The sequence below is a fragment of the Acinetobacter sp. WY4 genome (genome assembly GCF_018438165.1).
GTDB lineage: Bacteria > Pseudomonadota > Gammaproteobacteria > Pseudomonadales > Moraxellaceae > Acinetobacter.
Genome location: NZ_CP053947.1, coordinates 1869057 through 1891943 on the forward strand (window position 1 = coordinate 1869057; position 22887 = coordinate 1891943).

The following is a 22887-nucleotide window of genomic DNA, read 5'->3' on the forward strand; positions in this document are numbered from 1 at the left end:
TATAAAATTCCTAATTCATAATTGGCAGTCACTAAGCCCGTATACTGCCTTAATCTTAATAAAATTGTTTTTAAGAATGCTGCTCATGCGTTCACTTGTCAAGTACAAGCCCGATTAACTACATCTTCCCAACAATATTCACAATAAAAATCGACTTAAAAGATTGATTTCAGGGTGTCATTAAAGCCAAACAAGGCTCTTTTGACCCGCTTAGCCAATGACAACCGCTCTACATCATCCTGTTCCACAATCGTGTCCTGGGTATCACTCTGACTAAACATCAGCAAGCCAGCCACCGTACTATATTGCGAGCGACGTAAAGCAGCCTGATGTTGTTCGTCTGCATACACCTGAGTCGGCGGATTACCTAAATGCGCCGAGACCCCCATGGTACGGCGAACAAAACTCACCATCCCTTCGATATGACTGGCATCACCGGTCAATACCACACCATGATACAAGCCCTGGATGGCACCATTTTTCACCAGCTCATCACGTACCAGACCCAGAATTTCTTCATAACGAGCCATAATAATTTCAGTCAGTTCAATCCGGCTGATGGTTTGTGGTCCATCAATCCCCTGGAACTGAATCATATGATCCGGCTTGACCACTTTCAGGTCGACACAGCCATACAATAATTTCAGACGTTCAGCTTCTTCGGTCGTGGTTTGCAATACTGCTGCAATATCACGGGTCACATGTTCACCGCCACGTTGGAAGGTATGGGTTAAGGCCAAACGACCATCCACATACACTGCAACATTGGTCGTGCCGGCACCGATATCTACTAAGCATACGCCATATTCTTTTTCGTCTTTCAGCAGGCTGGCTTCAGCAGTAGCCAAGCTCGACACCACCATTTTTTCTACACCAATATTGGCACCTTTCAGGGCGCGATCAATATTCTGCATGGTACTGATCGGCAGCATCATCAAATGATAGTGTCCGGTCATGCTATGTGCCGACATCCGAATCGGGTTTAACACCCATTCCGGTGAGTCGTCCAGCTCAAAACCCAGAGGCACAGCACTGACCAGATAATGATCTGAAGTCAAATGACTAGCTTTAGCCAATTCCAGTGCACGCACCACTTCACTGGTGGTAATCGCATGCTCGCTATTGTCGATCGAGGTGCGACCTGAAGCATAAAAGCTTTTTAATTCGGCACTTGGAATAGAGACCCAGGCAGAATGTACACGACATTCCGCCATATCTTCTGCTTCTTGAACGGCATTTTTAATTGCAGTAATAACTTTATCGAGACTGACAATTTTCCCTTTACTCATGCCTCGGTTACGAGCGGTGGCCATACCAATCACTTGGATATTGTCTGGCGCGTGTACCTTGCCAATCAAAACTGAAACTTTGTGTGTCCCAATGTCAATCGCCACAACCGAGGGAACAGCTTCACTCATTATTCACTACTACCATTACGTGTTTGTTAGATTTATGGCTTTAAATGCCTCTATTTTTTAAAGCCGGTCATTATGGCTTTACTGTTACCTTATTCTCAACGCCCGTGTCATCAATGGTTACAATAAAATGTCCATTTACAATTTTAGGCGGAATTGAATTTTTCCACTGTATCGACAATCCATTGCGATAACGCAGGTCGATGGCCGAAATTTTAGACCAGACTGGCTTTAAATCGCTCTGAGACAGATGACTCAGGCGCTGTAATTTGCTCATGGTCTGATCTTTATCCACAATTATTCTTAAACCCGAATCAAACTGCATAAACCAGGTCATTCGCTCGGTGAGATATAATTCTTTTAGACGAATGCCTTGTGGCAAAAATAATTGATTAATTTCATTATAACGACGCATCATGGTTTCTGCATGGCTCGCCGGCCCATGTAGTAACGGTAATGCCTGATAATTCTTGGGTGTGACTTCCGTGAAAATAACACCACTGTCACTTAATAAACGTCCTGTCCCCCAACGCGCAATCGCATGATGCGGCATTACCCGCACCCGAATGCCATTTGGCCAGGCTCGGGACACCACGACCCGATCCACCCAGGACAATTCCAGGGTACGATCGCGGATCGCTTCCAGATCCGAAGTAAAATAGTTTTCGGTCACAATCGGTGACACATATTGCATGACCTGACGCTGTTCAGCAGCCGAGCGCGTACCTACCACGCCCAGCTCTGCCACGTCACTATTGGTCATGACTTTATATAAGCCCAATATTCCAAAGGCCAGCACCAATACCGCAATACACAACAATAACCAGCCACCAAAATTGGTCAGCTTTTCTTTGCGTGTTGGCGGCTTATCGTGAATTGAGGTAATCGCAGCACGTTTACGGCGCATGGAAACAGGAAGTTGAGCCATATTTAGTGTGCCGAACCAGTCAAGGTCTGTTCCAGAATCGCCACACACAGCTCATCAAAACTGTAACCGACTGCAGCTGCTGCTTTTGGCACCAGTGAATGACTGGTCATGCCTGGCACGGTATTCACTTCAAGCAACCAGAAGTTGCCCTGTTCATCCTGCATGGCATCAATCCGGCCCCAACCGCTGGCACCGACTGCCTGGAATGCGCGCAAACTTAAGGCTTTTAACTGCTGCTCTTCAGCTTCAGTTAAACCACATGGAATGCCATATTGCACATCATTACGCTGATATTTCGCTTCATAATCGTAGAAAGCAACATCTTGAGGCGGTTCAAGACGAATCACAGGTAGCGCCTGACCATTTAAAACCACAATGGTGTATTCACGGCCGGTAATCCATTTTTCTGCCATCACCACGGCATCATGTTCAGTTGCCTTGGCAATTGCTTCGGCAAAGTCTTCAATTTTTTCGACCTTGCTCATGCCGATACTGGAACCTTCATGTACCGGCTTGATAATCAAAGGCAAACCTAAAGCATTAACAATGTCAGCCGCATCAGAATCTTTGGTGACAATGCGATACGGTGCTGTCGGCAATTCCGAGCCCTGCCAGACCTGTTTGGTCTTGACCTTGTCCATGCCGATGGCAGAACCTTGTACACCGGTACCGGTATACGGCACGTTTAACCATTCCAGTGCACCCTGGATCTGGCCGTCTTCCCCGCCACGACCATGCAATACAATGAATGCACGATCATAATTCACCAATTCTGTGACACTACGCTCCTGCGGGTCAAACGCTTCCGCATTGATCCCTGAACGCACTAATGCCTCAAGTACCGCCGTACCACTGTCTAGAGAAACCTCACGCTCTGCAGATTTACCACCAAGCAACACGGCAACTTTTCCGAATTTTGAAGCATTTGACACGTTTATATCCTTAAACTTTTTTCAATCTGGTCAATTCAATTCAGTCACACAAGATGACTATTTTATATATAAGTGATTTTGTGCAAGTTCGACTGAGATTGCTCCAACATTACCTGCGCCCTGGGTTAATAACAAGTCATTTGCTTGCAATACTTTTCTCATGATCTGATTCAGGTTGCCGTCCGCCGCATCAACCAGAATCGGCTCAACTTCGCCACGTAAACGAATGCTGCGGGCTAAACTACGGCTATCCGCCCCGACAATCGGTTTTTCACCGGCAGGATAAACATCCAGCAACAACAATTGGTCTACAGTCGAAAGCACCTCCACAAAATCATCAAAACAGTCACGGGTACGACTAAAACGATGTGGCTGGAACATCATCACCAGGCGACGGTCTGGATGACTCTGACGCGCGGCTTTAATCGTCGCTTCCACTTCTTTTGGATGGTGACCATAGTCATCCACCAGTTTCACATTACCACCGTCAATTTCAAACTCACCCTGAACTTCAAAGCGGCGACCCACACCACTAAAACCTTCCAGTGCACGGCAGATTGAAGCATCCGACACGCCTTCATCGGTTGCTATACCAATCGCGGCCAGGGCATTCAGCACATTATGCAAACCTGGCTGGTTGACCGTTACACGCAATGGCTCACGCTCTTTACGCAATACGGTAAAGTGGGTTTGCATGCCATCCTGATCAACATCTACTGCGCGGATGTCATTGTCTTCATTGAAACCATAAGTCAGTAACGGACGTGCAATTCGCGGCATGATTTCACGGATATTGGCATCATCACCACAGACTACGGCCAAGCCGTAAAATGGCAATTTTTGTAGGAACTGGATAAAGGTATCTTTCAGGACATCGAAGCTACCGCCATAGGTATCCATATGATCGGCATCAATATTGGTCACCACGGCAGCCATCGGTTCCAGGTGCAGGAAAGAAGCATCTGACTCATCGGCTTCGGCCACGATATAACGGCTGGCACCCAAGGCTGCGTTCATACCGGTACGGTTCAGTAAACCACCGATCACATAGGTTGGATCCATGTTTTCTTCAGCCAGCATACAGGTGATCAGGCTGGTGGTCGTGGTCTTGCCATGCGTGCCGGCAACGGCAATACCATGACGGTAACGCATCAGTTCACCCAGCATTTCCGCGCGGCGAACCACAGGGATACGATTTTCAATCGCAGTTTTAATTTCCGGGTTTTCCTGATCAATCGCGGTAGACACCACGATCACATTAGCACCTTTAATATTATTTGCAGTATGTCCGATATAGACTTTAATCCCGTTTGCTTCCAGCTGCGCTGTGGTCTTGGAAGCCTTGATATCTGAACCAGACACTTTGTAGCCTTGGTTTTTCAGCACTTCTGCAATACCACACATGCCTGCACCACCGATCCCCACAAAATGAATGTGTTTGATACGGCGCATTTCCGGCACTTTGATTAATTTTTTCGCTTGTTCAGCTGGGGTTGTTGGAGACATAGTTTACTCGGATGATAATTCTTGAATTAAACGGACCACATGTTGAGTCGCATCGGGTTGAGCCTGGCGGCGTGCTTTCACGGCCATTTCCATTAACAGCTGGCGATTCAGCATCGGCTCTAATAAGGTTTTTAAACTGTCCGGGGTCATAGTGGCCTGCGGGCAAATCTTTGCCGCATTGATATTGGCCAGGAAACCGGCATTGGCCGTCTGGTGATCATCGACCGCACTTGGCAGCGGCACAAAAATCGCAGCGACCCCGGCAGTGGCAATTTCAGTCACGGTCAATGCACCGGCACGGCAAATCACCAGATCGGCATCAGAATAGGCGTTGGCCATATCTTCAATAAAGGGCTGGACTTCAACTTGCAGATTGGCCGGTGCATTTTCATAACGTGCCCGTGTCGCCTCGGCATGATTTTGCCCACACTGATGATAGACATTTAAAGGTACATTCAGTTGCTTTAAGGCTTCCGGAACCCGTTCATTTAAGGCTTGCGCCCCCAAGGACCCGCCAACGATCAGAATACGTAAAGACAATCCAGCCTTGTCACGCTGCTGATAACGCCAGGACGGATTTAAAATTTCGCTAATTTCCTGTCGTACCGGATTGCCGGTGGTGACGATTTTTTCCTGGGCCGGAAAAGTATTCGGGAAAGCCTGGCACACTGTTTTTGCCACACGCGACAATTGGGTATTGGTAAAACCGGCGACTGCATTCTGCTCATGGATCAGCACCGGAATACCTAAAATACGCGCAGCCAGACCACCCGGCCCGGCTACATAACCACCAAAGCCGGCGACGGCATCGACCTTGAGCTGTTTCATGAATTTCATGGCGCTCAGGGTTGCTTTCATAATTTTAAAAGGGGCCAAGGCTTTACGTACAAAACCATTGCCCCGTACACCCTGAATATCAATCTGATAAATGGGAATATTCTGGTTTTTTAATAGACGGTTTTCCATGCCTGCGGGTGTGGCCAACCAGGAGACCTGTATACCTTGTTGTTGTAAATCTTTGGCAACAGCTAACGCTGGAAACACATGTCCACCTGTACCTGCGGCCATCATCATGACATGTTTAGGCTGTTTTTGCTGAGCGTCGGTCACGGTCTAATTCTTCAATTCAAAAAATGGAGCAGGAAATCTGATTTAAGTAATCAATTGTAATCACAAACCTCAGGCCATGAAAGTTTATTTACTTTATTTCAACAAGGCTTTAATTGTTTTTTTCATGCAAATTCCAAGTTTAGACTCGTTTTATTTATAAGATCTGCACTTTTCCTTCGACTTAAGTGACATATCATAGCAATTTTAAATGATTTTCTCATTATATTATCAATAACCTTGCCACGGACAGGGCTTTATTTAGAACCCTTTACAGCTCACTCCCGGTCAATCCATATCCTATCATCAACTAATGAGCTTAGGCTTAAATCCTATCAATTTTATAAAACTTTCATGTTATTCATATCTATATATGAATGATGCTTGATGTACAAGCAGATGCTTTAAATGGACTCAGTTCGGATAAATGTCAAAAATATCATGTCATGATGTATGGATTATCTTGGCCGGTTATCTGGCTGCGATCCATGTCGGCAAACTTTCGGCCGTGATTCCTGTATTGCAGCAGGATTTAAACCTGAGTTTTACCCAGGCTGGTTTTTCATTAGCGTTGGTACAGGCTGCCGGAATGCTGTTTGCGCTATGCATTGGCGCCTTCTCGGAAAAAATGGGATTAAAGCGCTGCCTGATCATGGCCTTAATCATTTTAGGGCTGAGCAGTTTTGCCGGGCTTTGGATTACGCAGCCTGCCACTTTATATGTATTGCGCTTTATGGAAGGAATCGGGTTTTTAACCATTTCCTTGTGTGCGCCAGCAATTTTAAAACGTACCAGCCGCGCTGAGACACTGAATTTCAAGATGGGACTCTGGAGTTCCTATATGGGCATCGGTGTCAGTCTGGCCGTATTGACGATTCCTCTCCTGCTTGAATATCTGGACTGGCAAATGATCTGGGCCATTTTGGGCTGCCTGTGCCTTGTCATTGCTGGCATGATTAAACAATATTTAAATATTGAACCTGTCTTGGTAACACAGCCAGACTCTTCTCAGCCAGCTACGGAAAACACCTCATTCTGGCAGATTGTTCAAATTACCCTGACCCATCCTCCCATTATCTGTCTGGCGATTATTTTTGCCTGTTATACCAGTCAATGGATTACTGTCACGGGCTTCCTGCCTACGCTGTATGTCGAACAGGGGCTGGACTTAAAACGCGCAGGGATGCTGGTCTCGATAGTCGTGCTGGCCAATCTGGGGGGCACTTTTGGCGCAGGCATGTTGCTGCAACAGGGTTATAGACCGCCCACCTTATTGAGTACCGGATTTGTAGCAATGCTCTGCAGCAGTGGTCTGGTGTTTGCTGCAAATGCCTGGCTCTCATTTGAATTGCAGGTTGTCAGTGCCTTGCTGTTTTCACTGATTGGCGGGATGATCCCAACCACTGTTTTTTGCGATTACCCTGCACTATGCACCACGTGCCTATGCAGCAGCAGCCAGTGTGGGTGTGGTTTTACAAATTTCAGCCTGCGCACAGTTTTTTATACCGACCCTGAGCGCTGCGCTGATATCTGCCACCCAATATTGGGCCAATCTTGCCATTATCACTGTCTGCCTTTCGATGCTGGGCATGGTAATGACGGCATTTTTATTTAAGCGTTACCCTAAATAAAAAGATAAAAAGAGCCTGCAAGCAGACTCTTCTTTCACCTAATGCTGCCTTTAAACCTGATTGGCCTGACCTGCTTCCAGCACAGCAAACAGATCATCCGCAATCGAAGTACCAAACTGGGCATCAATTTCACGGATACAGGTTGGACTGGTTACATTAATTTCAGTGACATAATTTCCGATCACATCCAGCCCTACAAAGACCAGACCTTTTTCTCTGAGATACGGCCCTACTTTTGCTGCAATGGCCTTATCAGTTTCAGTCAGTGGGCGCGCCTCGCCCAGACCACCCGCGGCCAGATTACCGCGCACTTCACCATTTTGCGGAATACGGGCCAGACAATACGGCACTGGCTCGCCATTAATCATCAGGATGCGTTTATCGCCTTCGACAATTTCCGGAATATAACGCTGCGCCATGATCGGCTGGGTACCATTATTGGTCAGCATTTCAATGGTTGAACCGATGTTGATGCCATCCTGATACAGGCGGAAAATCCCGGTGCCGCCCATGCCATCCAGCGGTTTTACAATCACATCGACCTGTTCTTTGAGAAATTCACGGATCAGGCTTTGCTGCGAAGTCACCAAGGTCGGAACTTGCAGATGCGGGAACTGGGTCGCGAACAGTTTTTCATTACAGTCACGCAGGCTTTGCGGTTTGTTGATGATCCATGCCCCTTCGCGCTCTGCCTGCTCCAGAATATAAGTGGTATAGACGAAGTTCATATCAAAAGGCGGATCTTTACGCATCAAGACAACGTCATAAGCAGCGATCGACTCTTTTTGTTTTTCGCCAAGTTCATAATAATGGTCGTAGTCTTCAAATACCTGTAGCGGCGCGATCAGACCAAAGGCCTTGCCCTGATCGATATATAAATCTTGCTGCAATGCATAACCGAGTTCATGCCCGCGACGTGCTGCTGCCCACAGCATGGCCATGGTCGAGTCTTTCTTCAGGTTTACATTTTCAATGGGATCCATCACAACAAGTACGCGCATGTGTCTCTGCTCTTTTTCAAAAAATGACTTGGCAAGGAGTATAGCTTGTGTGGATTCTTTTGTTTATGGTGATTTTGCATGACTTATTTTGTATAGGTTTTTAGATAGATGCTCAGGCAATTTGAGCTCAAGGGAGGTATGCCATGCAACAGGCCATTATCGGTTTTCATCTGGATGAAGAACAGCATTGGGTTGCAGAGCTGGCCTGCGGACATGGCCAGCATGTGCGGCATACCCCGCCCTGGCAAAATCGCCCATGGGTGATGACCGAGCAAGGACGTAAAGAAAAACTCGGGATACTGCTAGACTGTAAAAAATGTGAAAAGTGCGAAACTGAAACCTGAACCTATGAAAAAAGTAGTATGTAGGTGACCTAAAAAATAATTCTGTCCAGAATTTGCTAATTTGAGTTACTGCGTTTATGCTTTTATTGCTCAAACATGCAGCGCATTTTTTTCAGGGTGTACTTTGCTCACACGGCTCGTCAAACAGATCTGGTTGGTGATGCTTATGGTTTTTACCATAGGCTGGAGCAGTGTGTCTGTCGCATCTGCAAACACCATGCATCTGGTCATGTCGACTGAAAAAATGAGCAGTCATTGTCTGGAAATGGCTTTGTTGCATAAAGGTTTGAAAGGCTGAGTTCCCTTAAGCTACTCAAATTTAAGAGACAACTTGGGTATGAGGGCGACCTAATTCTGTGAATTTATTCAAGACTGCCATGCGTGCATGGATCTCATTCACCTGACTTGGAAAACTCCGCGCTGTTAATTTATCGCCTAATAATTTGATGCAATGCATCTTGGTTTCAACCAAACTTCGACGGTGATAACCAGACCACTTTTTCCAAAGCGATCTGCCTAGCCGTTTGACTGTCTTTAATAATTCGTTCCGCTCTATAGACCTCGCTTGCTGATCCTTCCAAGGCTTTGCATTCTTTCTAGGTGGAATGATCGCATGTGCATCTCGATCTAAAATGACTTGTCGGCAGTGCTTTGTGTCATAAGCACCATCTGTATAAACAGAATCAATTGGTTCATCCAAGGGAATTTGAGCAAGTAAATCTTCGAGTACTTGAGAATCACTGACATTATTTGTGGTGAGTTGTACTGCACGTATTTGCAGGGTTTTAGCATCTATAGCAATGTGAAGCTTACGCCATTGGCGACGATATTCAGCCCCATGTTTCTTGCGTTTCCATTCACCTTCACCAAGAAACTTCAAACCAGTAGAGTCTACGAGTAGATGCAGTCCATCACTACTTTTTTGATAGCTAATCGCAATATCAATATGCTTTTGTCTACGACAAAGGGTGGAATAATCCGGAGCTGTCCAATCTAATCCAGAGAGTTTAATCAGACTTTGAACAAAACCTGTGACCATACGTAAAGAGAGTCGGAATAGTAATTTGATCATTAAGCAGCATTGAATCGCTGTATCGGAGTAGGTTTGATTTCGACCTTGCTTGCCTTGTGATTGTGCATACCACTGAGTCTTTGGATCAAACCAAATGGAAATATTACCTCGGTTAATTAAGGCTCGGTTATAGGATGACCAATTGGTTGTACGGTAGATTTTAGAGGCAGGCTTATTCATTTTGAAATTATATTGCTGAATAAGCTTTTGATGCTAGGTTTGTGCAACAAAGCCTCTGGAAATGAAAAAACCGACCGCCTCTCATTCTCTGCATGAGACTGATCATTATCAAGATCAGAATCTGGTACAACCGGATTGTGTCAGTGACAGCACCCAGCATTCGCCAGACTGTCTGGATTGCGGCACCATGGCCTGTCAGAGCCTGATCACCAGCCTGCCCATTGCAGCGCCCGAGTTAAGCGTGCCTGATCACGGTTATCCGGAAAAAACCCTCCTCCCTGCTTACCATGCCCAGCACCTTGCCGGTTACTGGCAAGAAATCCTGCGCCCACCCAAAGCTTGATCCTGAATTTTTAAATTTTTTTATTCATTAAGGATTAAGTTATGTTGCTTAAAATCAGTCAAAGCCTGTGTCTGGGCTTCGGTCTCATCTCGTCGTCTGCCCTGTTTGCAGCCGTAAAAGAATATCATCTGGTCATTGATGAAAGTCCGATCAATCTCACCGGAAAGACGGTCAAGCGAATCACTGTAAACGGAAAATTCCCTGCACCCTTGCTGGAATTTGAAGAAGGTGATGATGCAGTCATTCATGTACAAAACAACCTGAACAATCAGGATACCTCGCTGCACTGGCATGGCCTGCTCCTGCCCGGGCTGATGGATGGTGTCCCCGGATTTAACGGTTTTCAGGGCATCAAACCGAAACAGTCTTTTACTTATCGCTTCAAGGTTCGTCAAAACGGCACCTACTGGTATCACGCACATTCCAAAGGTCAGGAACAGGACGGCCTCTATGGCGCATTGGTGATTCGCCCCAAAGCACAGACATTACTACCTCCACATGAACAAACCGAGCGGGATTATGTGGTGATGCTGTCAGATTTTCACGAACAAAGCGGCCAGCAGATTCAGAACAATTTAAAAAAATCGGCCGAATATTATCAGAACCAGCGTGAAACCTTGGGCGATGTACTCCAGCAGGTGAAACGTGATGGCCTGAAGGCCACCTGGTCAGACCGCAAGATGTGGAACCAGATGCGTATGCTGAAAACCGACCTATCTGATGTTACCGGTTATACCTTTCTGGTCAATGGAAAAACGCCGCAACAAAACTGGAGTGGCCAGTTCCAGCCCAATGAAAAAGTCCGCCTGCGTTTCATCAATGCTTCTGCCATGTCGTTTTTCGATGTGCGTATTCCCCAGCTGAAAATGACCGTGGTCAGTGCCGATGGACAACCGGTGCAGCCGGTCAATGTAGATGAATTCCGTATCGGAACTGCTGAAACCTATGATGTGATTGTGGAACCCACTGCAGCGCATTACCAGATTGAAGCGGAATCGATCGACCGCTCAGGCTTTGCCATTGGCAGTCTGCATCAGGCAACTGATTCAAGTAAAGCCCCGGCTCCGGTTCAATTACCAACACCGCGCCCTCGTGCCTTATTGACCATGGAAGATATGGGACATGGCGAACAACATGACATGTCACATGACACACACAGCAGTCAGACCATGCAGACTGCCACAAGTGAACATGATCAACATGCCCAGCACGACATGCATGTAAGTCATAATGCCATGTCCGGAACCCATCAGTCTCAACAGCCGGTTGAGGGCTGGGCCAATATGTCTACGCCTGCAGGGCACAAAGCCTTGCAATATCAAGACCTCAAAGCCCTGACACCACAACCTGATACCCGTGCAGCAGAACGTGAACTGGTGATTCGTCTGGGTGGAACTATGGAGCGCTATATCTGGACCATGAATGGTAAAAAATTCAGTGATGCCGAGCCACTTCAGGTGAAATATGGCGAGCGGATCCGGCTGAAATTTATCAATGACAGCATGATGGCCCATCCGATGCATTTGCATGGCATGTTTATGCAGCTGGAAAATGGTCAGTCTGCTGCAAATATGCCAAATAAACACACCGTGATTGTGCCGCCCGGGAAAACGGTGACCACCCTGCTCACAGCAGATGAACTGGGAGAATGGGCGATTCACTGCCATCTGCTCTATCACATGAGTGCTGGCATGATGAACAAGCTGATTGTGGCGCATGTGAATGATGATCAAGCATCTCACCCTTCTTCACAAAAAATGCCATCAAAACCAGCAGCAGCTGAAGGAGCAAGCCATGCACATCACTAATCTTTTTGTAAAGTCAGTGCTCAGCAGTGCACTTACCCTAAGCAGTCTGAGTGTTTTTGCGGCAGCTTCTAGCGAGCATACGGGTCATAATGAACATCAGCATCATAGCGGACATCATGCCATGCAAAACATGACTGATGACCACGCACAGCATACTGAAACAGTAGATGCTGCATCTTATCAACCACCACCAAAGTTATCACATCAACCGCATGCGCCGAGCACACCACAAAATTCAGTCAGTTCTGCCAGCGAACATGATCATCGTAAAGAACATGGTGCACAGATTTATAGCCAGATTATTCTGGACCAGAAATGGCAGCATAGTTCAGAGGGAAATGGGGCATTCAAGTCCAAGAACCAAGCCAGAATTGGCACGGATGAAAATAAAATCTTCCTCAAGCTAGAAGCCGACAAACATGAATCGCATCAGGCCGAATATGATGCCAAAGTGCTGTATAGCCGAAATATTTCCGATTTCTGGGATGTGCAGACCGGGGTGCGCTATCGACAGGAAAATTTAGCCGAGCCTGCTACACAACAGCAGAACGAGCGCTTCGATGCAGTATTTGGGCTACATGGCCTGGCCCCCTACTTTTTCGAAACAGATGCTCATGTTTATGTCGGTGAAGATGACTTTGTCGGATTAAAACTGGAAACAGAGCGTGACCTGTTATTGACGCAGAAACTGATTATGCAGCCCTTTGTCGAACTGGATGTCATCCTGAATGATCAGGCAGCGAATGCGAAAAAAACCGGCCTTAGTCATGCAACCTTGGGTCTGGAAACACGCTATGAACTGAGCAAAAAGCTCATGCCTTATCTGGAAGTCGGTTATGAATACAGCAAAGGCAACCAACAGACAGCCTGGCAGCAAAGTTCTGATTCAGAAAAAGGCTGGATCTATGGTGCAGGTCTGAAAATGATGTTCTAAATTTTTGATACAGAAAATTATGCAGCTATGGGATATGAAGCTCCATTCATGTCCCGTAGCGCTATGGCACTATACATTTGGCTGAGGAAGATTTTTTAATCCTATGAACTGTACATGCAATGCTTTTCTGTACTTTCCCGCTCATTAAGACACTTGTTATTTTGCAAAAAACTAGTCTTCATCGCCTTGATTTCTACTGTTACTTTTAGCCACCAAAGTGCCTAACATAATGATAAAGGTACTCACGCCGCCAATTAACAGGCTCAGCAGCCCCATTTCCAGCATAAAATTGCTATCGCCAGTCTCAGGGGCACCCCACAAAAATTGAAGACGATCACCAAAAATAAAATTGATCCCACATACAATCAGAAATCCAATCAAGGTGGCAATCAGTAAAGTGACCACCAAGTTTTTCCACATTTTACATCCGACGAACAGGATGATCATGGCCAGTCCAACCATGGTGATGATGGATATAAGTAACACACTGTTCCAGTAATCCATGAGACTCACTCGTATTTGGTTTTAAATTAAAATTAAGAAATTCTTATAGTTAATTTTTCCAATTGAATTTTAATATAGGTGGATTTTTATACACAAACAATGACGATAACTATCTTAAAACTACAAATACTAATTTACCCAAAGTTATAAAATACACTGACTTAGTAAAATCTTGCTGCGTACTGAACGATTTTGATTAACATAAAGTAACACAAACACAACGTGTATTTCATTGTTTAGCTTCGTTAGAGCTCAAATTCAACCGATAAAGCTCAAGGCAAAACCAGCTTGAAATTTTTAAAAAAAGAAGAACTGAGCCACTTTTATAAGAAAAATAAATAATAAATATAAAAAACTTGAATATTTTCTGATTTAGGCTATGCTGTGTTTAACTAGAAAAAAGCGTTGTTTAGTTAAGCTTCTTTAAGTGCCGCAGTATTATTTATAATCCTCAGTTTTTTCAGATCTTTATTTCAATTCTTATTGTTTTTCCAAGTTATCCATAGTCATTTCTATGACTAAAATTATTAAAATTTAACAGGTTATATTATGTCTACTACAGTTACCGGTACAGTAAAATGGTTTAACGAAACTAAAGGTTTTGGTTTTATTCAACAAGAATCAGGTCCTGACGTTTTTGCTCATTTCAAAGAAATCAGCAGTTCTGGTTTCAAAACTTTGTTTGAAGGTCAACGCGTTTCTTTTAGCGTGGTTGATGGTCAAAAAGGTCCAAATGCGATCAATATCGTTGCGCTATAATTTAGCCCAGCAATAAGAAAAAGCACCTTCAGGTGCTTTTTTTAGCTCTGAAGATTCATAATTTTGGTGAAAGGTTTTCTGCTCCTCTATTTAGCTCATTAACAATGAATTTTTAAGAATCATGTTTCTGAATCACTGCTGCTCAGTGGGACTTTATAAAAGATAAAAATGAAAAACCCCTGGCATCCTGCCAGGGGCTTTCCGTATGGGTTCGCTTGGTATAACTCCTGTCGTACCTTACTTTCCTTGTATTTATCTATTGTTATTCTTGTGTGGAACCTCCTGTTCCTGTTAAAGCTATCATAGGAAGTTTCCACTATTCAAAACAGCCGCAAAGTGCTGGAATTGATGTAAGCCAATGCTTACAAGAATAGACAGAGATAATAAATTTCAAATGTTTAGCAAATTGAACATCTACAAAAAAAGGAAGCTCAAGCTTCCTTTTCTATGCCAATCTAGGCTTAGATCCCATATTTAACACGGTAATCTTCCATTTTCGCCAAAGCTGCTAGGTCGCCTTTCGCTTCCAGATAGTCCATTAAATCTTTCATGGTAATTAAGGCATGTACAGGAATCTCAAGCTCTTGCTGCACTTCCTGAATCGCAGATAAATCACCCTGACCTTTCTCCTGACGATCAAGCGCCACGAGTACACCGGCAATTTGAGCACCAGCATTTTTCAGGATAGTGACGACTTCACGAATCGCTGTGCCTGCGGTAATTACGTCATCAATGATCCAGACTTTTTTACCTGCTACAGAAGCACCGACCAATACGCCACCCTCGCCATGGTCTTTGGCTTCCTTGCGATTAAAACCCCACGGCACACTTACTCCATGATTTTGCGACAGAGCCACAGCAGTTGCTGCCACAAAAGGAATGCCTTTATATGCAGGTCCAAAAATCACTTCAACATGGTCACATTCAGTCAGTTTTGCAGCATAGCCAGAAGCCAGCAGTGTCAAGGTTTCACCATCATTCAACAGACCCGCATTAAAAAAATAGGGACTCACACGTCCCGATTTTAAAGTAAACTCACCAAATTTAAGCACACCGCGTGATAATGCGAGTTCGATAAAAGCTTGCGGGTTAAACTGAGCTGGCGTTGACATGAGGTGCTCCTAAATCCATTAATTAAGGTAAGACTTGCGCATGATACCAAAGAGTAGCTATCCAGGTGATCAAAAAATTCTTCGCGTCGTTTCAATTAATGTCAACGGCTTACGCTCATCCGTCACCAAAGGTCTATTGGAATGGATGGAACAGTCGGATGCCGACGTGATTTGTATGCAGGAAAGCCGGATCACGCATGCGCAGTGGACGGATAAATTCAAGCCTGAAGGCTGGTACACGCACCTGTTTCCTGCCGAACGTCCGGGTTATGCCGGTACGGCTATTTATAGCCGCCTGCCTTTTGTCTCTTTAACCGATGGCCTGGGTTTTGAACTGGCTGATTCACAAGGCCGTTTTATTGCTGCTGAATTTGATTTGGGCTTAGAACAAACTGTACAGATCTGTTCCCTGTACCTGCCTTCCGGCTCATCAGGCGATAAAGCGCAAGCGCGTAAAGATCACTTTCTGGAAGAATATGCAAAAATCCTGAAACAGTGGCGCGATGAAAATAAATCGGTGATTGTCTGCGGTGACTACAATATCGTGCATAAGCGTATTGATATTAAAAACTGGTCGGGTAACCAGAAAGCCTCGGGCTGTTTACCGCACGAACGTGCCTGGCTAGATCATATCTACGATGAGCTTGGTTATGTCGATACTTTCCGTGAAGTCCGCAAAGAAGCCGAATTATACTCCTGGTGGTCAAACCGTGGACAGGCGCGTGCCAAGAATGTTGGTTGGCGGATTGATTATCATGCCTGCTCTCCGGACTGGAAAGAGCGTACCGTTAATGCCTGGGTCTATAAAGAACAATGGTTTAGCGACCATGCCCCCGTGATCATCGACTACAAACTATAATCTTCATTATTTAATTGAGTGAACATACGTTCACTCAATTAAGGCTTATCTCTTACATGACATGACGTATTTTTTGGGTTTATCTTAATGTAATAACATAGCATTATAGCGCTACGGCACAAGGACATGTCAGGACGACAACATAAGGACAGGACGCCGTAGGACGAAAATAAAACAGACTATAGATTTAGCTTGTTTTTCATGGATGTGACATTGGACGTTGGATTGAGACCCGCATGATCAGGATGATTAAATGCGGGTTTTCTATTTCTATCATTCCCAAATTTTTATTTTTCTTATAATGGTAAGTTATTCTTTTTCTTAGCGCTTATGTTAAAGCTGCTTGATGTCATTTTGATGACATGACTTTTCTGCTATTTAAAATTTTTTCCTTTTTTTCATTTGCTTTTACATGGTCTGCCGCTGCCAATTTGGTTAAGCTAGTTCATGATTTAAATTTTTTAGATGGCAGCTATGTTAAAAATTTACGGAATTAAAAATTGTAGTTCGATGAAGAAAGCCTTTGATCTGCTGACTGAGCAAGGTCTGAGTTATGAATTTCACGATTATAAAAAACAGGGCATCGATGCTGAAACCGTCAAAACCTGGCTGGATGCCTTGGGTCAGGACGTGCTTCTGAACAAGAAAGGCACTACCTGGCGTAAGCTCAGTGAAGAAGAGCAAAAGACCGCCCTGTCGAGTGAAGATGCTTTAATTAATGCATTAACCACCCATACCAGTTTGATCAAACGTCCAATCTTGGCAACCTCTACAGGATTTATTGCCGGTTTTGATGAAACAGCTTATCGTGGCTTAGCCCGCTAATATCTTGTATTGAATAATAGTTATAAAAAAAAAGCCTGACATCGGTCAGGCTTTTGTGTATCTACTTAAAATAAATTAGTTGGCACGAATCCAGGTCTGATTACGACCCAATGCCGCTACGCCGATGAAACCACGTAGCTCAAGTTTCTTACCGCCGTCTGCCAGCTGGCCTTTCAACTTATAGGTTTTACCGGATTGTGGATCAAGAATCGAACCGCTGTCATAACTGGTCCCGCCAGCATTTTTTAGACCTTTAACAATGGTCAGGCCTTTCAGAGATTTGTTGTGATATGGACCTTCACATTTCTTGCAGGCATTTTCTTCACCTGGAGTTAACACAGACTGAATGCTGGCTGACAAAGTGCCGTTCTTTTGTTCAGTGAATTTAACCATGGCCTTAGGCTGCTTGGTTTTATCATCAATGGTTTTCCATACCGTGCCATTTAAAGGATCCGCGGCATTAGCCAGTGCAGATAAGCCTAGTAGTCCTAACGTAAGCGCTATTTTTTTCATTTTTCTTCATTTCCTTAGTCTGAAAATAGACCCATGTAGTATTAAAAAGTCACAACAATTTTTCAATTTTTAGCTGTGACTATTTAGTGTAACCTTGTAAATATGGTTGGTAAATAATCTACACGATCAATAAAAGCACAAAAAGATGGAAGGAAGATGAAGATAAGCCCGCTAACGAAACAATTAATTACAGAAAGCTTTTTAAAAACGGCCATTCGTGCCCCGAGCAGATTCAGTCTTCCACCGAGTTCAATGCGCATTGCTCTGGAACAGATGTGCAAACTTTTCCCTCAGGATAAAACGGTACAGATTCGCTCACTCCGACTGGCCGGACTGCGCGCGGAAGAAATTAAGCCGCAGCAGGAATCGACCCAGCTGATTTTTCATATTCATGGCGGCGCATTTTACTTAGGTTCTTTAAATACCCATCGCGCCTTTATGACTCAAATTGCGGCTCGAACCCAGATGCAGGTACTGCATGTCGATTATCCGCTATCACCTGAATCTGCCTATCCAGAAGCATTAGAAGCCTTGTTTGATGTCTATAATCTGCTGCTGGATCAAGGTGTTCAGGCCAAAGATATTATTCTGTCCGGCGATTCTTGCGGTGCCAATCTGGCCTTGGCGCTGGCACTCAAAATACAGCAGGAAAGTCTGCCACAGGTCAGCGGTCTGATTCTGCTGTCTCCATTGCTGGATCTGACCTTGACCAGTGAATCTTTACGTTATAACCAGAAGCATGATGCCCTGCTGTCTCTGGAAACAGTTCAAACCGGGATTGAATATTATGTACCGCGTTCAATTGATCGGGGTGATCCGGAAGTTTCTCCTTTTTTTGCCGATTTAAGCGGTTTGCCACCGATTCATATTCAGGTAGGTTCCAAGGAAATTCTGCTGGATGATGCTAGCCGTTTTAAAGAAAAAGCGGAACAGGCGGGTGTCGAGGTCGAATTTAAACTGTATACCGGCATGTGGCACAACTTCCAGATGTTCAGTGCCTGGTTCGATGAAGCCAAGCAGGCCCTGACCGATCTTGCAGAATTTGCCCATCGTCTGGACCGAGATTAACCATAATTCAATGCATAAAAAAGGTCAGCCGTAGCTGACCTTTGAAAAGAGGTTTTAGATTTTTAAATGGCCTGAACCTGCTGCAATGCAGTTTGCAATGCTTGGGCTTTAACCGCTTCGCCCATGTTCACCCCTTCAGCACGAATCACTTCGATATCATTCACGCCGGTAAAGTTAAATACGGTTTTCAGGAAAGCCTCCTGAAAATCAGCCGGACTTTGCTCGCCATACACACCACCACGGCTGCTGGCGATATACACTTTCTTATTGCCCGCCAAACCCACAGGACCTTGTTCGGTATATTTAAAGGTACGTCCCGCGACACAAATCCGGTCAATCCAGGCTTTTAAGGTCGATGGCAAACCGAAGTTATACATCGCTGCACCAATCACCACGATATCCGCCTGCAAATATTGCTCTAAAATTTCCTCGCCCAATCCCGTCTGTTCTGCATTCTGGCCCATTAAAATTTCGGCAGTAAGATGGGGAATAGGCTGTGCTGCCAGATCCAGGTACTCAACTTCAATGGCCTCAGCATATTTTTGCTGCAATTGTTCCACCACGGCCTGAGTCAACTGACGCGAAATAGAAGCATCTCCTAAAATACTGGAATCAATCTGTAAAACTTTCATGGCTTCGCTCTTTATCTTTGGTTGTTTCTAACAATGCAGCCATTTTAACGATTGACCATATTGGAATAATTAGCACAAATAAAACACATCATCCTGAATTTAGAACAAAACCGTATGCCTCTTAACCTCTTTAATTTTGATTAGAACCCTTTGGTATAGCCTAGATCACTTATGCTATAGGCAAAGAATGAGCAGATCAGATATCAACTAAATCACAAAAATGTTTTAAATATTGTTGTTTATCAAGCATTCAAACTTATGTTATCTTGTGTAAATAAAGCTATAAATATCCAATAAGTCTTAAAAAATCTGCCATAACAATTAAAGTCAGACCGGGACCATGAAGCGAATATCGCCTGTATTAGAAAAAGTGCTCAAACACAGAATCAAGAAATATCTGGTCGAAGATGAAGTCGTGATGAACTGGCGTATCCTGAAGAAATGCATCCTGATGCTGACTTTGGGATGCGGTGTACATCTGACCTGGCTCGGCTGGGATCTCTTTGTTTTATTCAATCCTGAGTATTGGCAATATGTACAGATTGAACGGGTTCATTCACAAGTCGTGCTGAACGGCAGTTTTTTATTGATTTTAGCCTTACTGATTTATCCTTGTTATAAATTTCAGGGCAACCGTCTGGTGGAACGTTATCTACCCTATCTGGCAGTCGGCACCTTTGTGGTTTCGCTATGCCGGGATGCCTATATTGTCGGCGTGATCAGTCCGGTCGCTACCACCGCTTACGTCTGCTTAATTATGGTCGGTCTGGTGCTGTTTCATCGCACGCTGGTGTATAGCATGCTGATTCCTGCCTCCATTTTTCTGGGCGGATGTGCCTATTTAAGTTTCAGTCATCAATTACCTTATTCACCGCTCTTTAATATCGATGACAAGCTTTTTTATAATGGTTTCTGGCTGTTATCGATGCTGTATTTCATTTTGCCAATTCTGGCCGTCTGCATGGTGTTATTCGAGATTCTGCTCAGTCAATGGCGTCATCGCGAGCAGCTGATCAAACAGCTGAGTCAGATTGATCCGCTCACCAACCTGTTTAACCGCCGTAGTATCAACCAATGTCTGGATAAACTGAATGCCGCAGCCACTCCCAATTATGCTTTAGTGCTATTAGATCTGGATCATTTCAAGAAAATTAATGATCACTATGGCCATCATAAGGGCGATGAAACCTTAGTTGAAGTGAGTGCTGTACTGAACCAGCAATTGCGCGAAAGTGATGTGGTCGGCCGTTTTGGCGGGGAAGAATTTATTTTGGTGCTTAAAAATACCAGTCTGGAAAAAGCCGAACAAGTGGCTGAACGCTGCCGCATTGCCATTCAGCAATTGCAGATTTTCAGTGATGAGGGTGAGCTGATTCCGGTGACCGCCAGTTTCGGGATTGCCATTTCTAGCGCGGAATTACGCCCGCAACAGTTATTAAGTCAGGCCGATCAGGCGCTTTATCAGGCCAAAGCCGGCGGACGTAATCTGGTCAAAGCCTATGCTGAACCGGTGCCAGCACAGATGCAGGTTTCTTAAACGGGTTCAGCTTTTTTTAAGAACTAGATTATGGATTTTCACTTTGAGCCAACGCTTGCAGTTGTGCCAGCAATTCTACCTCGCTAAAGGCACCGGTCAAACGCAAGCCACGAATTTCCTGCTGCTGTGCATTCAAAAATAAATACGTTGGCGGCCCGAGAATTTTCCATTGGTTTAACAGCGCTTGATGAGAGGCATTATATTGGCTTAAATCCAGCTTGATCAGGAAATATGGCGCAAGTGCTTGCTGTACCGCTGCAGATTTTAAAATACGGTGTTCGATCGGCTGACAGGCTACACACCAGTCGGCGTAGACATCAATAATGATCTTTTGCCCTTGCGGTGCCTTGGCCAAAATTTGCTGAAATTCTGCTGCGCTGCGTGCCACATGCCAGTTGACTTCTGTACTTACCTGCTCCACAAAAAACCGCTGACTATGCTGATATTGGCTATAAGCAATATAAGGTACGGCCAGTACCAGACACAGGATATACAACCATCTTAGACCAGTGCGATGCCAGAAAATCCGAAATAGTACATAGGCAACAAAGGCCATGCCCAAAGCTAAGGATAACCACTGTAACGCAGCTTCTGACATCAGTGGGCGAATAAAATACAGCGCCAGCGCCAGCATGATAAAGGCAAAGAGCACTTTGATCTGATTCATCCAGTGCCCGGCTTTAGGTAGAATCCGTGCTCCCAGAATACTGGCCAGCAATAAAGGCGTCCCCATCCCAAAACCCAGGGTAAACAGCAGTAAAGCCCCCTGCCACTGACTTTGCGTCTGAGAAATAAACAACAATGCACCTGCCAGCGGTGCGGTCATGCATGGCCCCACCAGAAGCGCCGAGATCATGCCCATGACACCGGCACTGACCAGACTGCCTCCCTGCTGCATGGCCTGTGCCCGATCCAGACGATGAACCAGACGTTGCGGCAGTTTGATTTCAAACAGGCCAAACAGATTCAGGGCAAACAGGACAAATAGCACACTAAAAGCAATTAAAGTCCCAGGTTGCTGCAACCAGCGCTGAAAATTCAGACCGGCCGAAGATGCAATTAGGCCAAGTACTGCATAGACAGCAGCCATACTGCTGACAAAAGTCAGTGCAATCATCCAGGCTTTCAGGCCTTTACTGTCACGTACAATCAGTGAGGTCAGAATCGGCAGCATCGGCAAGGAACACGGCGTAAACGCCAGTAAAATTCCCAGGCCGAAAAACAGCAAAAGCCCATAGCCCAAAGAGCGTTCAAGCAGTTGGGCTGACCATTTCTGGTCTTGTGCTGCATAGGGTTCGGTTTGTGTGTTGGCTGATGCAGAGATTTCATCTGCTGTAGATTCTGAAGAATCTGCTGTATTAAACAGGGTATTGTGTTGCAGTGATGAAGTATTCAGATCAAGTAAACGCTTTGTTCCTGATCCGGCAGCTTCAAATTGCACCAGACCGGACAAATCGGTCTTGAACTGAATGGTTTGTGGCGGATAACAGATCCGGTCTTTGGCACAACCCTGCCAGCTGACCTGATAGGATCGCCCCGCCTGAGTCGGGATCTGAAACTTTAACTGCTGATAATAAACCTGGGTATGCCCATAGTTGTCATCATATAAATCTTCAGCGGGTGGCAACTCAAACGTCACCGGCTGGTTGCCCTGCCGGACTTCAATTTTATGCTGATACAGATAATAGTTGTCCGGAATCTGCCAGCTCAGTTCAGCCTGCTGCTGACTGGTGGAGATCACGCTCACAGGAAAGGCCTGCTCGGCAGACAACAATGCAGTTTCCGCCTGAGCAGGACTGCTGAACAAGGCGCTTCCCAAAATAACCGGGGCAAGCATTTTCCCCCAGGTCGGGAACTGCGAGTATTTCATCTTCTAT

At 45.1% G+C, this 22887-nt stretch carries 22 protein-coding genes and 1 pseudogene; 11 read left to right on the forward strand and 12 right to left on the reverse strand.

Annotation, left to right across the window (positions count from 1 at the left end; translation table 11 throughout):
- Positions 1-155 precede the first annotated feature (155 nt).
- The 5 genes from ftsA to murG all read right to left on the reverse strand — a co-directional run bounded on the left by ftsA (position 156) and on the right by murG (position 5891).
- Positions 156-1418 (reverse strand): cell division protein FtsA, encoded by a 1263-nt coding sequence (ftsA, locus tag G4D73_RS08770; protein ID WP_004647239.1) that lies wholly within the window; start codon positions 1416-1418, stop codon positions 156-158.
- 70 nt (positions 1419-1488) lie between these two features.
- Positions 1489-2343 (reverse strand): cell division protein FtsQ/DivIB, encoded by an 855-nt coding sequence (locus tag G4D73_RS08775; RefSeq protein ID WP_213686549.1) that lies wholly within the window; start codon positions 2341-2343, stop codon positions 1489-1491.
- A 2-nt stretch (positions 2344-2345) separates the two neighbouring features.
- Entirely contained in the window at positions 2346-3275 is a 930-nt protein-coding gene (locus G4D73_RS08780) for a D-alanine--D-alanine ligase (protein ID WP_213686550.1), read from the reverse strand.
- Between the two features lie 57 nt (positions 3276-3332).
- Complete coding sequence (murC, locus tag G4D73_RS08785; protein ID WP_213686551.1) at positions 3333-4781, reverse strand: UDP-N-acetylmuramate--L-alanine ligase; 1449 nt, start codon at positions 4779-4781, stop codon at positions 3333-3335.
- Between the two features lie 3 nt (positions 4782-4784).
- The gene (murG, locus tag G4D73_RS08790; RefSeq protein ID WP_213686552.1) at positions 4785-5891 is read right to left on the reverse strand and encodes an undecaprenyldiphospho-muramoylpentapeptide beta-N-acetylglucosaminyltransferase; all 1107 of its coding nucleotides are present in this window, start codon (positions 5889-5891) and stop codon (positions 4785-4787) included.
- A 424-nt stretch (positions 5892-6315) separates the two neighbouring features.
- Here murG and G4D73_RS08795 point away from each other — a divergent pair.
- A pseudogene (locus G4D73_RS08795) lies at positions 6316-7519 on the forward strand (CynX/NimT family MFS transporter).
- Between the two features lie 50 nt (positions 7520-7569).
- On the opposite strand, the gene gshB reads toward G4D73_RS08795, so the two are convergent.
- On the reverse strand, positions 7570-8520 hold the full coding sequence (gshB, locus tag G4D73_RS08800) for a glutathione synthase (protein WP_004281308.1): 951 nt from the start codon (positions 8518-8520) through the stop codon (positions 7570-7572).
- 143 nt (positions 8521-8663) lie between these two features.
- On the opposite strand from gshB, the gene G4D73_RS08805 reads away from it, so the two are divergent.
- Both G4D73_RS08805 and G4D73_RS15620 read left to right on the forward strand, forming a co-directional pair.
- Positions 8664-8864, forward strand: a complete 201-nt coding sequence (locus G4D73_RS08805; RefSeq protein ID WP_213686553.1) for a DUF3565 domain-containing protein — start codon at positions 8664-8666, stop codon at positions 8862-8864.
- 166 nt (positions 8865-9030) lie between these two features.
- A complete protein-coding gene (locus tag G4D73_RS15620) occupies positions 9031-9162 on the forward strand; it encodes a hypothetical protein (RefSeq protein ID WP_266100011.1) in 132 nt (43 codons plus the stop codon).
- Positions 9163-9183: 21 nt separating this feature from the next.
- Here G4D73_RS15620 and G4D73_RS08810 read toward each other — a convergent pair whose 3' ends face one another.
- Complete coding sequence (locus G4D73_RS08810) at positions 9184-10116, reverse strand: IS5 family transposase (protein WP_005103080.1); 933 nt, start codon at positions 10114-10116, stop codon at positions 9184-9186.
- A gap of 61 nt (positions 10117-10177) precedes the next feature.
- On the opposite strand from G4D73_RS08810, the gene G4D73_RS08815 reads away from it, so the two are divergent.
- Genes G4D73_RS08815 through G4D73_RS08825 form a run of 3 tightly spaced genes read left to right on the forward strand, consistent with a single transcriptional unit; the run spans position 10178 to position 13201 of the window.
- On the forward strand, positions 10178-10459 hold the full coding sequence (locus tag G4D73_RS08815) for a hypothetical protein (RefSeq protein ID WP_228305160.1): 282 nt from the start codon (positions 10178-10180) through the stop codon (positions 10457-10459).
- A gap of 41 nt (positions 10460-10500) precedes the next feature.
- Positions 10501-12267, forward strand: a complete 1767-nt coding sequence (locus G4D73_RS08820; protein WP_213686554.1) for a copper resistance system multicopper oxidase — start codon at positions 10501-10503, stop codon at positions 12265-12267.
- Positions 12254-13201 carry a copper resistance protein B gene (locus G4D73_RS08825; RefSeq protein WP_213686555.1) on the forward strand — a complete coding sequence of 316 codons (948 nt, stop codon included), beginning with the start codon at positions 12254-12256 and terminating at the stop codon, positions 13199-13201. The genes G4D73_RS08820 and G4D73_RS08825 overlap by 14 nt, the downstream gene beginning before the upstream one ends.
- A 171-nt stretch (positions 13202-13372) precedes the next feature.
- Here the strand turns inward: G4D73_RS08825 and G4D73_RS08830 are convergent, their stop codons facing one another.
- Positions 13373-13705: a hypothetical protein gene (locus G4D73_RS08830; RefSeq protein WP_213686556.1), complete on the reverse strand. Its 333-nt coding sequence runs from the start codon at positions 13703-13705 to the stop codon at positions 13373-13375.
- A 549-nt stretch (positions 13706-14254) separates the two neighbouring features.
- On the opposite strand from G4D73_RS08830, the gene G4D73_RS08835 reads away from it, so the two are divergent.
- Positions 14255-14464, forward strand: coding sequence for a cold-shock protein (locus tag G4D73_RS08835; RefSeq protein WP_004281299.1), 210 nt, complete (start codon positions 14255-14257; stop codon positions 14462-14464).
- A gap of 461 nt (positions 14465-14925) precedes the next feature.
- Here the strand turns inward: G4D73_RS08835 and pyrE are convergent, their stop codons facing one another.
- The gene (gene pyrE / locus G4D73_RS08840; protein WP_213686557.1) at positions 14926-15576 is read right to left on the reverse strand and encodes an orotate phosphoribosyltransferase; all 651 of its coding nucleotides are present in this window, start codon (positions 15574-15576) and stop codon (positions 14926-14928) included.
- Between the two features lie 40 nt (positions 15577-15616).
- Between pyrE and G4D73_RS08845 the strand changes: the two genes are divergently transcribed.
- Together G4D73_RS08845 and G4D73_RS08850 are read left to right on the forward strand one after the other, a co-directional pair.
- A complete protein-coding gene (locus G4D73_RS08845; protein WP_213686558.1) occupies positions 15617-16435 on the forward strand; it encodes an exodeoxyribonuclease III in 819 nt (272 codons plus the stop codon).
- Between the two features lie 474 nt (positions 16436-16909).
- The gene (locus G4D73_RS08850; RefSeq protein ID WP_213686559.1) at positions 16910-17260 is read left to right on the forward strand and encodes a Spx/MgsR family RNA polymerase-binding regulatory protein; all 351 of its coding nucleotides are present in this window, start codon (positions 16910-16912) and stop codon (positions 17258-17260) included.
- A 75-nt stretch (positions 17261-17335) separates the two neighbouring features.
- Here G4D73_RS08850 and G4D73_RS08855 read toward each other — a convergent pair whose 3' ends face one another.
- The gene (locus G4D73_RS08855) at positions 17336-17773 is read right to left on the reverse strand and encodes a DUF2147 domain-containing protein (RefSeq protein WP_005105342.1); all 438 of its coding nucleotides are present in this window, start codon (positions 17771-17773) and stop codon (positions 17336-17338) included.
- A gap of 156 nt (positions 17774-17929) precedes the next feature.
- Between G4D73_RS08855 and G4D73_RS08860 the strand changes: the two genes are divergently transcribed.
- Positions 17930-18841 carry an alpha/beta hydrolase gene (locus tag G4D73_RS08860; RefSeq protein ID WP_213686560.1) on the forward strand — a complete coding sequence of 304 codons (912 nt, stop codon included), beginning with the start codon at positions 17930-17932 and terminating at the stop codon, positions 18839-18841.
- Between the two features lie 62 nt (positions 18842-18903).
- Here G4D73_RS08860 and G4D73_RS08865 read toward each other — a convergent pair whose 3' ends face one another.
- Positions 18904-19473 carry an FMN-dependent NADH-azoreductase gene (locus G4D73_RS08865; protein ID WP_213686561.1) on the reverse strand — a complete coding sequence of 190 codons (570 nt, stop codon included), beginning with the start codon at positions 19471-19473 and terminating at the stop codon, positions 18904-18906.
- Positions 19474-19813: 340 nt separating this feature from the next.
- Between G4D73_RS08865 and G4D73_RS08870 the strand changes: the two genes are divergently transcribed.
- Positions 19814-21010, forward strand: a complete 1197-nt coding sequence (locus G4D73_RS08870) for a GGDEF domain-containing protein (protein WP_213686562.1) — start codon at positions 19814-19816, stop codon at positions 21008-21010.
- A gap of 28 nt (positions 21011-21038) precedes the next feature.
- Here the strand turns inward: G4D73_RS08870 and dsbD are convergent, their stop codons facing one another.
- On the reverse strand, positions 21039-22880 hold the full coding sequence (gene dsbD / locus G4D73_RS08875) for a protein-disulfide reductase DsbD (RefSeq protein WP_213686563.1): 1842 nt from the start codon (positions 22878-22880) through the stop codon (positions 21039-21041).
- Positions 22881-22887: the final 7 nt, after the last annotated feature.

Excerpts from the sequence above, each read along its gene's own strand:
- G4D73_RS08865 (WP_213686561.1), bottom strand. The coding sequence starts at position 19,473 with ATGAAAGTTTTACAGATTGATTCCAGTATTTTAGGAGATGCTTCTATT.
- G4D73_RS08815 (WP_228305160.1), top strand. The coding sequence starts at position 10,178 with ATGAAAAAACCGACCGCCTCTCATTCTCTGCATGAGACTGATCATTAT.
- gshB (WP_004281308.1), bottom strand. The coding sequence starts at position 8,520 with ATGCGCGTACTTGTTGTGATGGATCCCATTGAAAATGTAAACCTGAAG.
- G4D73_RS08860 (WP_213686560.1), top strand. The coding sequence starts at position 17,930 with ATGAAGATAAGCCCGCTAACGAAACAATTAATTACAGAAAGCTTTTTA.
- pyrE (WP_213686557.1), bottom strand. The coding sequence starts at position 15,576 with ATGTCAACGCCAGCTCAGTTTAACCCGCAAGCTTTTATCGAACTCGCA.
- G4D73_RS08855 (WP_005105342.1), bottom strand. The coding sequence starts at position 17,773 with ATGAAAAAAATAGCGCTTACGTTAGGACTACTAGGCTTATCTGCACTG.
- G4D73_RS08870 (WP_213686562.1), top strand. The coding sequence starts at position 19,814 with ATGAAGCGAATATCGCCTGTATTAGAAAAAGTGCTCAAACACAGAATC.
- G4D73_RS08810 (WP_005103080.1), bottom strand. The coding sequence starts at position 10,116 with ATGAATAAGCCTGCCTCTAAAATCTACCGTACAACCAATTGGTCATCC.
- G4D73_RS08830 (WP_213686556.1), bottom strand. The coding sequence starts at position 13,705 with ATGGATTACTGGAACAGTGTGTTACTTATATCCATCATCACCATGGTT.
- dsbD (WP_213686563.1), bottom strand. The coding sequence starts at position 22,880 with ATGAAATACTCGCAGTTCCCGACCTGGGGGAAAATGCTTGCCCCGGTT.
- G4D73_RS08805 (WP_213686553.1), top strand. The coding sequence starts at position 8,664 with ATGCAACAGGCCATTATCGGTTTTCATCTGGATGAAGAACAGCATTGG.
- G4D73_RS08825 (WP_213686555.1), top strand. The coding sequence starts at position 12,254 with ATGCACATCACTAATCTTTTTGTAAAGTCAGTGCTCAGCAGTGCACTT.
- G4D73_RS08845 (WP_213686558.1), top strand. The coding sequence starts at position 15,617 with ATGATACCAAAGAGTAGCTATCCAGGTGATCAAAAAATTCTTCGCGTC.
- G4D73_RS08835 (WP_004281299.1), top strand. The coding sequence starts at position 14,255 with ATGTCTACTACAGTTACCGGTACAGTAAAATGGTTTAACGAAACTAAA.
- ftsA (WP_004647239.1), bottom strand. The coding sequence starts at position 1,418 with ATGAGTGAAGCTGTTCCCTCGGTTGTGGCGATTGACATTGGGACACAC.
- G4D73_RS08820 (WP_213686554.1), top strand. The coding sequence starts at position 10,501 with ATGTTGCTTAAAATCAGTCAAAGCCTGTGTCTGGGCTTCGGTCTCATC.
- G4D73_RS08775 (WP_213686549.1), bottom strand. The coding sequence starts at position 2,343 with ATGGCTCAACTTCCTGTTTCCATGCGCCGTAAACGTGCTGCGATTACC.
- G4D73_RS15620 (WP_266100011.1), top strand. The coding sequence starts at position 9,031 with ATGGTTTTTACCATAGGCTGGAGCAGTGTGTCTGTCGCATCTGCAAAC.
- G4D73_RS08850 (WP_213686559.1), top strand. The coding sequence starts at position 16,910 with ATGTTAAAAATTTACGGAATTAAAAATTGTAGTTCGATGAAGAAAGCC.
- murC (WP_213686551.1), bottom strand. The coding sequence starts at position 4,781 with ATGTCTCCAACAACCCCAGCTGAACAAGCGAAAAAATTAATCAAAGTG.